This is a genomic window from Hominisplanchenecus sp. (assembly GCF_046967715.1).
Taxonomy (GTDB): Bacteria; Bacillota; Clostridia; order Lachnospirales; family Lachnospiraceae; genus Hominisplanchenecus; species Hominisplanchenecus faecis.
In genome coordinates this window covers 24,953-38,375 of the sequence record NZ_JBKVNQ010000005.1, presented here as the reverse complement: position 1 = coordinate 38,375, position 13,423 = coordinate 24,953, and the positions used below count along the sequence as shown (strand labels likewise).

General features: G+C 45.8%; 10 protein-coding genes. All 10 read left to right on the top strand.

Annotation, left to right across the window (positions count from 1 at the left end):
• Window positions 1–3 precede the first annotated feature (3 nt).
• The 10 genes from mutL to ACLTL4_RS01415 all read left to right on the top strand — a co-directional run bounded on the left by mutL (window position 4) and on the right by ACLTL4_RS01415 (window position 13,418).
• A complete protein-coding gene (mutL, locus tag ACLTL4_RS01460) occupies window positions 4–2,052 on the top strand; it encodes a DNA mismatch repair endonuclease MutL (RefSeq protein ID WP_412291077.1) in 2,049 nt (682 codons plus the stop codon).
• A 19-nt stretch (window positions 2,053–2,071) separates the two neighbouring features.
• Window positions 2,072–3,025, top strand: coding sequence for a tRNA (adenosine(37)-N6)-dimethylallyltransferase MiaA (miaA, locus tag ACLTL4_RS01455; protein WP_412291078.1), 954 nt, complete (start codon window positions 2,072–2,074; stop codon window positions 3,023–3,025).
• Window positions 3,013–4,302: an aminotransferase class I/II-fold pyridoxal phosphate-dependent enzyme gene (locus ACLTL4_RS01450; RefSeq protein ID WP_173865605.1), complete on the top strand. Its 1,290-nt coding sequence runs from the start codon at window positions 3,013–3,015 to the stop codon at window positions 4,300–4,302. The genes miaA and ACLTL4_RS01450 overlap by 13 nt, the downstream gene beginning before the upstream one ends.
• A gap of 28 nt (window positions 4,303–4,330) precedes the next feature.
• Entirely contained in the window at window positions 4,331–5,563 is a 1,233-nt protein-coding gene (locus ACLTL4_RS01445) for an NAD(P)/FAD-dependent oxidoreductase (protein WP_412320165.1), read from the top strand.
• Window positions 5,556–7,145: an NAD(P)/FAD-dependent oxidoreductase gene (locus ACLTL4_RS01440; protein ID WP_412291080.1), complete on the top strand. Its 1,590-nt coding sequence runs from the start codon at window positions 5,556–5,558 to the stop codon at window positions 7,143–7,145. The genes ACLTL4_RS01445 and ACLTL4_RS01440 overlap by 8 nt, the downstream gene beginning before the upstream one ends.
• Window positions 7,146–7,243: 98 nt before the next feature.
• The gene (radC, locus tag ACLTL4_RS01435; RefSeq protein ID WP_412291081.1) at window positions 7,244–7,942 is read left to right on the top strand and encodes a RadC family protein; all 699 of its coding nucleotides are present in this window, start codon (window positions 7,244–7,246) and stop codon (window positions 7,940–7,942) included.
• Between the two features lie 18 nt (window positions 7,943–7,960).
• Window positions 7,961–8,980: a rod shape-determining protein gene (locus tag ACLTL4_RS01430; RefSeq protein ID WP_147631479.1), complete on the top strand. Its 1,020-nt coding sequence runs from the start codon at window positions 7,961–7,963 to the stop codon at window positions 8,978–8,980.
• Between the two features lie 13 nt (window positions 8,981–8,993).
• Window positions 8,994–9,944, top strand: a complete 951-nt coding sequence (gene mreC, locus ACLTL4_RS01425) for a rod shape-determining protein MreC (RefSeq protein WP_412291082.1) — start codon at window positions 8,994–8,996, stop codon at window positions 9,942–9,944.
• Entirely contained in the window at window positions 9,944–10,462 is a 519-nt protein-coding gene (gene mreD, locus ACLTL4_RS01420; protein ID WP_022119781.1) for a rod shape-determining protein MreD, read from the top strand. Before mreC ends, mreD begins: the two co-directional genes overlap by 1 nt.
• Entirely contained in the window at window positions 10,455–13,418 is a 2,964-nt protein-coding gene (locus tag ACLTL4_RS01415; protein WP_173865609.1) for a penicillin-binding transpeptidase domain-containing protein, read from the top strand. The genes mreD and ACLTL4_RS01415 overlap by 8 nt, the downstream gene beginning before the upstream one ends.
• The last annotated feature ends 5 nt before the right edge of the window (window positions 13,419–13,423 follow it).

Sequence of the window (13,423 nt, the reverse complement as noted above, 5' to 3'; positions counted from 1 at the left end):
AGTATGAAGAATATTGCAGTATTAGATGAAAGTACCATTGATAAAATTGCAGCAGGAGAGGTAATCGAGCGACCTTCTTCTGTGGTCAAAGAGCTGGTAGAAAATGCCATCGATGCCGGAGCGACTGCTGTGACGGCTGAAATCAAAGACGGCGGGATCTCACTGATCCGGATCACCGATAACGGCGAGGGAATTGCAAAGGATCAGATTGCGACAGCTTTTCTGCGTCATGCGACCAGCAAGATCACGAAAGTGGAGGATCTGCTTTCTGTATCTTCGCTTGGATTTCGCGGTGAGGCGTTATCGAGCATTGCCGCAGTCTGCCAGGTGGAAGTGATCACCAAGACGGCCGGCACACTGCTCGGGACCAGATACCGCATTGAGGGCGGACAGGAGATTTTAACAGAAGAGATTGGAGCACCGGATGGAACGACCTTTCTGGTCAATAATATTTTTTATAATACACCGGCAAGAAAAAAGTTTTTAAAATCTGCGATGACAGAGGCTGGATACATCAGCGAACTGATGGAACGCATGGCTCTTTCGCATCCGGAAATCGCGTTCAAATTTATTAATAACCGACAGACCAGGCTGCACACATCAGGCAATCATAACCTGAAGGATATTATTTATGGTATTTATGGAAGGGATATTGCGGCCAATCTGCTTCCGGTAAAAGCAGAAGGAGCATTTGGCAGGCTGGATGGATTTGTCGGAAAGCCGGTGATCTCCAGAGGCAACCGCAATTTTGAAAACTATTTTGTTAATGGAAGATATGTAAAAAGCAAGATCATCACAAAGGCGATCGAGGATGCCTATAAAACATTTATGATGCAGCATAAATATCCGTTCACGGCACTGCACTTTACGATACCGGGGGACCTTCTGGATGTCAACGTTCATCCGACCAAACTGGAACTGCGTTTTTCCAATCAGGAAGAAATCTACCAGATCGTATATGATACTGTACGGCAGGCACTCTCATCCAGAGAACTGATCCCGGATGTTGGTGTGGAGAGGGAGCCGAAAAAGGCAGAACTGCCAAAATATAAGAAGCCGGCACAGGTTCCGGAGCCATTTCAGCTCCCAAAGGCAAAACCACAGTCCTCTTTTACGGCACATGTGATACGGGAGAGTGCACCTTCGTACGGAAATCTGCATACAGCCACATCTGATCCGGCTGTTGTACATGCTTCCAAGCAAATGGCAGTTTCTATGCAGAATCCAGTTTCTACGCAGGATCAGACAAAGGCAGAGCTGCCAAAAACAGAAAAAGTTCCACGTCCGCTTCCGCAGATGTTCCAGAAACAAAATACAGAGCCGGCATCAAAGAGCGTACCAGAAACCGAAAAAGGAGAAGTGTCTGAAACAGCAGAAAAACCAGAGAAACCGTTCGAACAGGAAATCACCAGAGAGATTCAGAAAGCAGAACAGATGGAGCTTTTTGATGATAAGCTTTTATCGCAGCAGAACGTGAAGCAGCATACGGTCATCGGACAAGTGTTCGATACTTACTGGATCGTGCAGTTTCAGGATAAGATGTATCTGATCGACCAGCATGCGGCTCATGAAAAGGTTTTATATGAGCAGACAATGAAACGATTAAAAGATCATACGTTTACGTCGCAGCGGATCAGTCCGCCGGTCATTCTGACGCTGAGTCTCAAAGAGGAGGAAGCTTTAAAAATGCACATGGATGTTTTTGAAAAGCTTGGCTTTGAGATAGAACCGTTCGGAGGCATGGAATATGCCCTCAGTGCAATTCCGGACAATCTGTTCGGCATTACGGAGCGTTCTCTGTTTCTGGAGATTTTAGATGACCTGGTAGACCAGTCGGTCAGGGGCACGCCGCAGAGTGTTTTGGAAAAGGTGGCTTCCATGTCCTGCAAGGCAGCAGTCAAGGGAAATCACCGTATGAGTACAAAAGAAGCACATGCTCTGATTGATGAGCTGCTGACACTGGATAATCCATACAACTGCCCACATGGGCGGCCGACGATCATTTCCATGTCGAAATACGAGCTGGAGAAGAAATTTAAGAGAATTGTATAGAAACGGGGGGAGTTATATTATGACAAAGGAACCACTGATCATTCTGACCGGACCGACGGCGGTCGGGAAAACGGCACTTTCTCTGTCTCTTGCAGAGCGTGTGAACGGGGAGATCATCTCAGCAGATTCCATGCAGGTTTACCGCGGCATGGATATTGGCTCAGCAAAAATCATGCCGGAAGAACAAAAAGGAATTCCGCATCATCTGATCGATGTGTTAGATCCGGATGAGGAATTTCATGTTGTCCGGTTTGTACAGATGGCAAAAGAAGCGATGGAAGATATCCGGAGCAGGGGAAAAGTACCGATCCTCACAGGGGGGACTGGATTTTACATACAGGCCATGCTTTATGATATTGATTTTACGGAAAGCGGAGAGGACGATTCTTACCGAAGAGAGTTGGAGACTTACGCAAAAGAGCAGGGGGCAGAAAAGCTGCATGAGAAATTAAAGGAAGTCGATCCCATTTCCGCCGAGAAGATCCATGCAAATAATGTTAAGCGTGTGATCCGGGCACTGGAATATTATAAACAGACCGGGGAGGCAATTTCCAGGCACAATGAGCAGGAACGGCAGAAGGAATCTCCTTATGCCTTTGCCTATTTTGTATTGAATGACAAACGGGATCGTCTTTACCAGCGTATTGATGCCCGCATTGATGAGATGCTTTTAGAAGGTCTGGTGGCGGAAGTAGAAAAGCTGAAGGAAAAGGGGTGCCACCGCGGTATGGTTTCGATGCAGGGACTTGGCTATAAAGAGATCCTGGAGTATCTGGACGGAGAATGTACCCTTGAGGAAGCAGTTTATAAATTAAAGCGAGATACGAGACATTTTGCCAAGCGTCAGATCACCTGGTTTAAGCGGGAACGCGATGTGATCTGGGTTGACAAAGATGCTTTTGAATATGACGAAGAAAAAATTCTGCAGTATATGCTTGCAGTTTTACAGGAGAGACATGTATGGAATCATTAAAAAATATGTACGAAGAATTTGGCATCTGTGATGCGATTTATGAGTTTGGACAGAAAACGGAGGAAAAATTAAAGGCACGTTTTGATGCGATCGATAAAAATGCAGAGTACAATCAGTTGAAAGTACTGCATGCCATGCAGAAAAACCGTGTCTGTGCAGAACATTTTTCCGGAAGTACCGGATATGGCTACAACGATGACGGAAGGGATACGCTGGAAAAGGTATATGCGGATACATTTCACACGGAAGATGCACTGGTAAGACCGCAGATCACATGCGGAACCCATGCGATCGCTCTGGCATTGTTCTCTAATTTAAGACCGGGAGATGAACTTTTATCGATTGCCGGAAAGCCGTATGATACGCTCGAAGAAGTGATCGGTATCCGCCCGTCGAGAGGCTCTCTTGCCGAATATGGAGTTTCTTACGCACAGGTGGATTTAAAGGAGGATGGTTCTTTTGATTTTGACGGGATCAGAAATGCAATCAATGAACGAACGAAAGTGGTGACGATCCAGCGTTCGAAAGGCTATCAGACCAGACCGACGCTTTCGGTTGCAAAAATCGGGGAGGCGGTTGCTTTTGTAAAAAATATAAGAGAAAATATCATATGTATGGTTGACAACTGTTACGGGGAATTTACGGAGCTGAGTGAGCCAACGGATGTCGGTGTGGATATGATGGCCGGCTCTCTGATAAAGAATCCGGGCGGCGGACTGGCACCGGTCGGCGGTTATATCGTCGGAAAGAAAGAATGTGTGGAGAATGCAGCCTGCCGTCTGACGTCTCCGGGACTTGCCAAAGAGGTCGGAGCCTCCCTTGGTATTTTAAATTCTTTTTATCAGGGATTTTTTCTGGCACCGACCGTTACAGCCGGAGCTTTAAAGGGTGCCATTTTTGCAGCAAACATTTACGAAGCATGTGGATTTCCAGTAGTCCCGAATGGTTCTGAAAGCCGTCATGATATCATTCAGGCTGTGGAGCTTGGAACAGCAGAAGGTGTAATCGCATTTTGCCGCGGTATCCAAGCAGCAGCACCGGTAGACAGCTACGTAACACCGGAGCCGTGGGCAATGCCAGGCTATGACAGCGATGTGATCATGGCAGCGGGAGCTTTTGTTCAGGGATCTTCCATTGAGCTGAGTGCAGACGGACCGATCAAACCGCCGTATGCCGTGTATTTCCAGGGCGGACTTACCTGGCAGCATGCAAAACTTGGCATTTTGATGTCTCTTCAGAAACTTTATGATGCCGATCTGGTGAGACTGCCTCTTTAAAAGGAATATGATGACAGGGAGAAAACAGATGAAACGAATTATAGTTGCAGGCGGAGGGGCAGCAGGATTTATGAGTGCTTTTCATGCAAAACGGCCGGATACAGAAGTGACCGTTCTGGAGGCACAGGAAAAACCGGGGAAAAAGCTTCTGGCAACCGGAAACGGAAAATGCAACCTGACTTATGCATCCAGAGAACCGCTGCTTTCCTATCGGGGAACAGGGCAGGATTTTACAGAAGCTGCCTTGCAAACATTTGATCAGGAACGGACCGTGCAGTTTTTTGAAGAACTTGGTATGTTGATGCATGAAAAAAACGGCGGAGTTTATCCCTATACGGATCAGGCACAGACGGTGCAGATGCTTTTTCTGGATGTATTGCGTGAGCGTGGTGTGAAAATAAAAACACGGGAACGCATTATTGATATTCTGCCACAAAAAAAGGGAGGTTTTTTTGTGAAAACAGAAGGATGGCAATACGAGGCAGATGTCGTGATTCTTGCCTGCGGATCAAAGGCAGCACAGACACTTGGCGGGTGTGAGGACGGCTATCATTTGGCAGAAAAACTTGGCCATCCGGTTACGGAGATCGTTCCGGCACTGGTTCCGTTAAAGACAAAAGAAGCTGCTTTCCATGCACTTGCCGGACTTCGAAGCCCGGCGAAAGTAACGCTTTTTCTTGATGGAAAAAAGGCGGCTGAATCGGAAGGAGAACTGCAGTGGACATCGTATGGAATTTCCGGGATTGTAGTTTTTCAGGTCAGCCGTTTTGCAGCACTTGGGCTTTTAGAAAAGAAAAACGTGCAGATTTCTCTCAATCTGCTTCCACAGGTGAACAGACAGCATCTTCTTGCAATATACCAAAAACAGACAAATAAAAAGGCAGAGCATCTTCTGTCCGGGATCTTTCCACAGAAACTGGCCGCTCTGCTGCTGAAACAGACTGGATATAAAGCAGGTGAAATTTTGCAGGAAGAATCGTTTCTTGAGATTCTTTCTCTGGTATCTAATCTGCGTCTTACAGTAACCGGTACACGTTCATTTGAGTATGCACAGGTCTGTGCCGGTGGTATTGACACTGCTTTTGTAAATGCAAAGACCATGGGATCGAAAAAGGTGCCGGGACTTTATTTTGCCGGGGAGATTCTGGATGTAGATGGTGCCTGCGGCGGCTATAATCTGCAATGGGCCTGGAGCAGCGGTTACCTGGCAGGATATCATGCAGCAAACGATCAGAAAGGACAGGTAGAACAGAATGCTTAGAATTTCACAGATAAAGAGAAATGCGGAAAAAGGAGAACAGGGATTGAAACACGCCGCAGCAAAAGAACTTCGCATCCGGGAGGAAGAAATTCAGAATCTTCGGATCTGCAAACGTTCTCTGGATGCGAGAAAGAAACCGGAACTGTATTATGTCTATACGGTAGATGTGGAAGTAAATGACGAAGAAAAAATACTGCGAAGATGTAAAAGCAACAAAGTTACCAGCGCAAAAGAAGTCATCTACGCCCCAGAGCAGAGCGGCACAATTCCATTCAAACATCGTCCGGTTGTGATTGGCATGGGGCCTGCGGGGCTTTTCTGTGCACTTTCTCTTGCAAGAACCGGTTTTGCACCGATTCTTTTAGAGAGAGGCATGGATGTCGACCGCAGACAGGAGATGGTTGAAACATTCTGGCAAACAGGGCAACTGGATGAACGAAGCAATATCCAGTTCGGAGAAGGCGGAGCCGGCACTTTTTCGGATGGAAAACTGAATACAGCCGTAAAAGATGCCACCGGAAGAAATACGTTTGTATTGAAAACCTTTGTGGAATTCGGTGCACCGGAAGAAATCCTGTGGCTGAACAAACCACACATCGGAACCGATCTTCTCAGGGAGGTCATTAAAAATATCAGAAAAGAGATCCTGCGTCTTGGAGGAGACGTGCGTTTTGAAGCACAGGTCACCGATTTTGAAATCCAGAAAGGACAACTTCGGGCACTGATTATCAATGGAGCAGAACGGCTGGAATGTGAGGCGGCCGTCCTGGCAATCGGTCACAGTGCGAGAGACACGTTTGCACTGCTGAAAAAAAGACAGTTTTCTATGTCACCGAAAGCTTTTGCGGTCGGTGTCCGCATGGAACATCCGCAGCATCTGATCGATCAGTCCCAGTACGGAAAAGAGCGGGGAACGCTTCCGGCAGCAGATTACAAGCTGACCTGTCAGCTTCCGAACGGACGAGGTGTATACTCTTTTTGTATGTGTCCTGGCGGATATGTCGTAAATGCTTCTTCCGAGGAAGGAAAACTTGCCGTTAATGGTATGAGTTATCACAGCCGAAACGGTGACAATGCGAACAGTGCCATTGTTGTTACGGTGACACCGAAAGATTTCCCGGGAGATGATGTGCTTGCCGGCGTAGAATTTCAGAGAAAACTGGAAGCGGCGGCATATGAAGCCGGAGATGGGAAGATCCCTGTGCAGCTGTATCGTGATTTCTGCAAAAAGCAGGTCAGTGAATCACTTGGAGAAACCACTCCTTCCATGAAAGGAGCATGGACATTCGGAAATGTGAGAGACTGTTTTCCAAAAGAGATCGGAGATTCAATCGAGCAGTCGGTCAAAGTCTTTGGAAGAAAGATCAGAGGCTTTGACAGAGGAGACGCGATTTTATCCGCAGTAGAAAGCAGAACATCTTCACCTGTGCGGATCGAGCGGGAAAAAGAGACGCTGGAGAGCAGTATTTCCGGTATTTATCCATGCGGGGAAGGAGCAGGATATGCCGGCGGGATTACTTCCGCAGCCATGGATGGACTGAAGGTTGCGGAAGCTATTTTAAAAAAATTTAAGATTAAATAGTGTGTACACTTCGCACTATTTATGATACAATAGCCTATCGGAAGAAAATGGATACTGCGATACGGGTATCAGGGGGACAAGAGAGCCGGTTGTATTTTATGAAAGAAAACAACTGTAAAATGACAGAACTGCCGGCAGATGAATTGCCATATGAAAAATGCATAAACAAAGGTTCGGAAGTGCTAAGCGATGCAGAGCTTCTCGCCGTTATTTTGCGTACAGGATCAAAGGGGATCAATGCATTGGAACTTTCCAGAAAAATATTGGATGCAGGAGCACCAAGAAATGGACTTCTTGGCCTGTATCATATGACAATTCCACAGTTATGCCAGATACGCGGTATCGGAGAAGTAAAAGCAGTACAGCTCAAATGTATTGCGGAGCTTTCCAGAAGGATTGCCGGTCAATCCGCCTGGAGTGCCCTGAACTTCAAAGATGCTGCCAGCATTGCAGATTATTTTATGGAGGAGATGCGTCATCTGGAGCAGGAGCAGATGATTCTTCTGATGCTTGACACAAAATGCCGTCTTCTTGCGAGGCAATCCATATCCAAGGGCAGTGTAAACTGTTCTGTCATTACGCCGCGTGAGATTTTTTTGCTGGCCCTGCAGCATCATGCGGTTTTTATTATACTTCTGCACAATCATCCAAGTGGAGATCCGACTCCGAGTGAAGAGGACAAAAGCCTTACAAAAAGGATTTCACTTGGCGGTGAGCTGGTTGGGATACGTCTTCTGGATCATATTATTGTGGGAGATCGGTGTTATGCCAGTTTCAGGGAAATGAAAATCCTTTGAGATAAGGAGTTTGAGTACATGTTGTTTCGAAAAAAATGCGGGATAGATCTTGGAAGTGACACGATAAAGATCGCCGATAAAAAAAACAAAAAAGTGGTCTGTGAAAAAAATATGATCGCGGTGCGGGATAAAACCTATGTGATCGCAGTCGGCCAGCGTGCATACGAAATGTACGAAAAGACGCCCCTCTGCGTAACAGCGGACAGTCCGATGGTTGACGGAGCGATCGCAGACGGCGGGAATCTCGGCTTTATTCTGGCACGGTTATTAAAGCGTTTTTCGAGTGTTTTTACAAAAAGGCCGGATATTCTGGTGACGGTTCCGATGGAGCTGTCGGAGATTGAGATGCGTGCTTTTTATAAAGTACTGACTGGACTGAAAGTAAGAAGGATCGCTCTTGTGGAAAAAGGAGTTGCAGATGCGGTCGGCATCGGTATGCCGGTTCTTGCCCAGACGGGAAGTATGGTGGTCAACATCGGAGCTTCCACAACCGGGATTTCTGTGATCTCAGATGGAAAAGTGATCATCGGAAGACAGTATCCGTATGGCGGAAATGCAATGGATCAGGCAGTCATCACGATGGTACGCCGCGAGCATAATCTTGCAATCGGCAAAAAGACGGCAGAGAAGCTCCGTGTTGCTATGGGGTATCTTATGAACGGGGAAGCAAAGAGCAGCGAAGTTTACGGTATCCACACGATCAGCGGAGTCCCAAGTTCTGCCAGGATACCGTCCGAAGATATCAGCAAGGCGATAACCGATACGGCCGATGCGATTGCCGATGCCGTGAAGATGACACTGCAGAGGACACCGCCTCAGCTGCTTGAAAATATACAGCAGAATGGTATTTATCTGGCGGGAGGTGTGTCACTGACACCGAATATTGCCAGCTATATACAGGAAAAGGTAACATTTCCGGTTTATAATGTTCCAGATCCTGTCTATAACACGATGAATGGTCTTGTGGAGATTATGAATGACAAAGAACTGAAAAAGCTGACATTTTCTTTGAAGGATTATGTCGGCAATCTGATATAAAAGAGGAAATGCAATGAAAAAAAAGATGAATGATTCAGGAAAAAGCAAACTGGTACTCACAATTCTGACAGCGGTATGTGTCGTTTTGATCATTCTGTCTTTTACGACAGATGCAGTATCCGGGCCACTTCATTATGTCACAGGAGTGATCACGCCGATCCAGAGTGGAATGAACGCAATCGGCACATGGATCTCGGACAAGGGAGAATACCTGTTCCATACAACAGATCTGCGAAGTGAAAATGCCGGACTGCAGAAAAAAGTGGACGAGCTGACCGCAGAAAACAGTGATCTGCTGCAGAATCAGGATGAGTATGAAAGATTAAAAGATCTGCTGGATCTGAAAGATGAATACAGCAACTATCCGACGATCGCCGCACGCATTATCGCAAAAGATTCCGGAAACTGGTTCAATGTATTTACGATCAACAAAGGATCGAAAGACGGGATTCAGGAAGATATGAATGTCATTGCAGACGGAGGTCTTGTCGGGATTGTAACTTCGGTAGGATCAAACTGGGCGACTGTTCGTTCAATCATAGACGATTACAGCAACGTCAGTGCCGAGATCAGCTCCACTTCCGACAACTGCATCATTGCCGGTAATTTGAAACTGATCGATGAAGGCAAGATCAGCCTTGTGAAGCTGACGGATGCGGATAATAAGGTGACAGTCGGTGACAAAGTGGTGACATCAGAAATCAGTAACCGCTTCCTTCCGGGGATTCTGATCGGTTATGTCAGCGAGATCGGGATGGATTCCAATAACCTGACAAAATCAGGAAGCATTACACCGGTTGTTGATTTCAGACATCTGCACGAAGTGCTGGTCATTACACAGCTGAAAAATACCGATGAGGCACAGAAAGATATCCAGTCTCAGGCACAGAGTGAGACGGAGATGATTCTGGAAACAGAAACCGGAAAACAGACAGAAAGCAGTAAGCAGGCAGGAGGAGAATAGTGAAACGCAGAGTCATAATGATTATTTTGATCTTACTGACATTTGTTCTGCAGACGACATTGATGCAGACATTTGCCATTGCATCCGTCTCCCCGAATCTTCCGATCATCCTGACGGTTTCTTTTGCACTGATGCGTGGAAAACGCGAGGGGATGTTTGTGGGTGCATTTTTTGGTATCCTGATGGATATTTTTTACGGACCGGTGCTGGGATTTCATATGCTCCTCTTCACCTATGTCGGATACTTCAACGGTTTCTGTTATCGCATTTTTTATGATGATGATATCAAGATGCCGGTACTTCTGATCGCATTCAGCGATCTGGTCTATGATCTGGTGGTTTATCTTTTCCAGTTTTTCCTTCGCGGAAGGATCAGCCTGTTCTTCTATCTGAGAAGGATCATTATACCGGAAGTGATCTATACTGCACTGATCACGCTGGTTGTATACCGCCTGCTTCTGGCATTGAACCATAAACTTGAAAAGGCAGAACAAAGGAGTGTAGGTAGCTTTGTTTAATTATGTTAAAAATTCACTGTCCAAACTGATAAAGTCCAGACTGATCGTTCTGGTTGTCCTGTTTGCATTGCTTGCAGGCATACTGATCCAGCGTCTGTATACCATGCAGATCATCAACGGTGAAAAGTATCTGACGGATTTTACCATGCAGATCAAAAAAGAAACAACACTGAAAAGTACGCGGGGCAATATTTATGACCGCGACGGAAATGCGGTTGCATACAACAAGCTCGCATATAATGTCACCTATGAAGATGTAGGCAGCTATGATACGACAAGAGAGAGAAATCTTGCGATGAACGGCAGCCTGTATCAGATCATGAAAGTGATCGAAGATGGCGGTGACCAGGTTTATACCAACTATGCGATCGACATTGGAAGTGACGGCCAGTATGAGTTTACAAGGGAAGGCTTTAATCTTCTGCGTTTCCGGGCAGATATTTTCGGATACGCAGATACGGAAGATCTGAAAACCGATGAGAGAAACTGTACGGCAGAAGAGATGATGCAGACACTTTCTACGAAAAAATGGTACGGAATCGACCTTTCCGTTTACACGGAAGAAGAGCTGCAGGAGTACGGCCTTCCATCCAGTTTTACAAAAGAAGAGCAGTTAAAGCTGACTGCACTGCGAAGTGCGGTTGCACAGAACAGCTATCAGAAGTATGTGACGACTACGATCGCAAAAGATATTTCTAAAGATACGGTTGCTGTTATTATGGAAAACAAAGACCGCTATCCGGGCGTGGATGTGGAAGAAGATTCTATCCGGGTTTATGAGGACGGTCTTTATATGGCACCACTGATCGGTTATACCGGTCAGGTTTCCGCAGAAGAACTGGAAGAACTTAATGGTGAAAACGGAAACGGTCAGTACAGCAGCAGTGATATCGTCGGAAAGTCCGGACTCGAGAAATATTTTGAAAAAGAGCTTCGCGGACAGAACGGAACAAAAACGGTTTATGTGGATAACCTTGGAAAAGTATTGAAAGAAGATTCTGAAGTTGCACCGCAGGCCGGAAATGATATCCATCTTACCATTGACCGCAATCTTCAGATCGCAGTATATAAGATTCTGGAGCAGTATATTGCCGGAATTGTATACAATAAGATTTTTGATGCCGAGAAATTTGATAAAGACAGCATTTCATCAGAGGATGATATCCTGATCCCGATCTATGATGTGTATTACAGCCTTTTTGAGAATAATGTGCTGGATGCAGATCATCTGGCTTCTGACGATGCAAGCGATAATGAAAAACGTATCTACAGTGAATTTCAGAGTCGGGAAGAAGAGATTTTCTCTGAAATACGGGGTCAGATGACATCCTCTTCAGCAACGGCATATCAGGATCTTTCCGAGGAGATGCAGGTATATGAAAGCTTTATTGTGGACGATGTTCTGATCGAAGGAACAGAAGTCCTTGATAAAGACAAGATCGATACCAATGACGAGATGTGGACAAAATGGAGCAATGACGGATCCGTCAGTCTGAATGAGTTTTTAAGTTATGCGATCTCCAAGAACTGGATCGATATCACAAAAGTAAACAGCGATACTACATACCTTGACACCAGTGAAATCACAGGTGCACTTGCCGATTATGTGACGGACTATCTTTCAAAGAGTGATGCATTCAGCCGCCAGGTATATAAATATATGATACAGAATTATCAGATCAGCGGAAAGGATATCTGTCTGCTACTGTTTGATCAGGGTATTCTGAAGATGAATGAGGAAGATTACAGTGCTCTGGAAAACGGAGCAGTTTCGGCTTATGATTTTATCATGGCGAAGATTTATTCTCTTGAGATCACACCGGCAATGCTTGCACTGGAGCCGTGTACCGGTTCAGCCGTGATCACCGATCCGGACAACGGCGATGTTCTGGCATGTGTTACATATCCGGGCTATGATAACAATCGTCTGGCAAACAATATGGATGATGATTATTTCTATAAACTGAACAGCGACAAATCTTCTCCGTTCTATAATAAAGCAACGCAGGAAGTGACAGCACCTGGTTCTACGTTTAAAATTGTGGCGGCAACTGCAGGTGTGATGGAAGGTGTTGTAGGTGCCTATGATACGATCAACTGTACCGGAAAGTTCCAGCTGATCCCTCCGGATGTAAACTGCTGGATCTATTCAGAAAGATATAAGAGCGGATCTCATGGTCCTCTGACTTTGTCACAGGCGATCACGGAATCCTGTAACTTTTATTTCAATACAGTCGGTTATATGCTTGGAAAGACCTCGGATTTTACCAATCTTACACCGGAGACCGATGCGGATGGAAATGTCGTACAGTCTTCCACTTATAATGACGCACAGGCGATCAGCACACTTACCAAGTATGCTGCAATGTATGGTTTTGATGCCAATACGGGCATTGAAATAGATGAGACAGCACCGCATGTTTCCACTGCGGATGGTGCCAGAACTGCAATGGGACAGGCAGGCAATACCTTTACGACCAGTCAGCTTTCACGTTATGCGGCAACGATCGCAAACAATGGAACCTGTTATGATCTGACTCTGCTTGACCGTATCACAGACAGCGATAATAATACGCTGGAAGAGCCGGAGCCGGTTGTGCACAGCACTGTGGATCTTTCGTCAGATCTCTGGGATGTGATCCATTCCGGTATGAATGGAGTTTATCAGAATAACGCCGCATTTACGGACATAAAGAGTTCTTTCAATATGGCCGGAAAGACAGGTACTGCACAGGAGAATCAGGACAAACCAAACCATGCACTCTTTATCGGCTATGCACCGTATGATACACCGGAAATTGCCATGGCAGTGCGTATTACAAACGGCTATTCTTCCACGAACGCGGCGTCCGTTGCAAAAGATATTGTAAGTTATTACTTTAAACTGAAAGATGAAAGCGATATTATTACAAATACTGCAGCAAATGTAAATGTAAGTAACAGTTTTGCGGACTAACAGTC

Coding starts and splice junctions, on each gene's coding strand:
- ACLTL4_RS01430 (WP_147631479.1), top strand. CDS start 7,961: ATGTTGTTTCGAAAAAAATGCGGGATAGATCTTGGAAGTGACACGATA.
- ACLTL4_RS01450 (WP_173865605.1), top strand. CDS start 3,013: ATGGAATCATTAAAAAATATGTACGAAGAATTTGGCATCTGTGATGCG.
- mutL (WP_412291077.1), top strand. CDS start 4: ATGAAGAATATTGCAGTATTAGATGAAAGTACCATTGATAAAATTGCA.
- radC (WP_412291081.1), top strand. CDS start 7,244: ATGAAAGAAAACAACTGTAAAATGACAGAACTGCCGGCAGATGAATTG.
- miaA (WP_412291078.1), top strand. CDS start 2,072: ATGACAAAGGAACCACTGATCATTCTGACCGGACCGACGGCGGTCGGG.
- mreC (WP_412291082.1), top strand. CDS start 8,994: ATGAAAAAAAAGATGAATGATTCAGGAAAAAGCAAACTGGTACTCACA.
- ACLTL4_RS01440 (WP_412291080.1), top strand. CDS start 5,556: ATGCTTAGAATTTCACAGATAAAGAGAAATGCGGAAAAAGGAGAACAG.
- ACLTL4_RS01445 (WP_412320165.1), top strand. CDS start 4,331: ATGAAACGAATTATAGTTGCAGGCGGAGGGGCAGCAGGATTTATGAGT.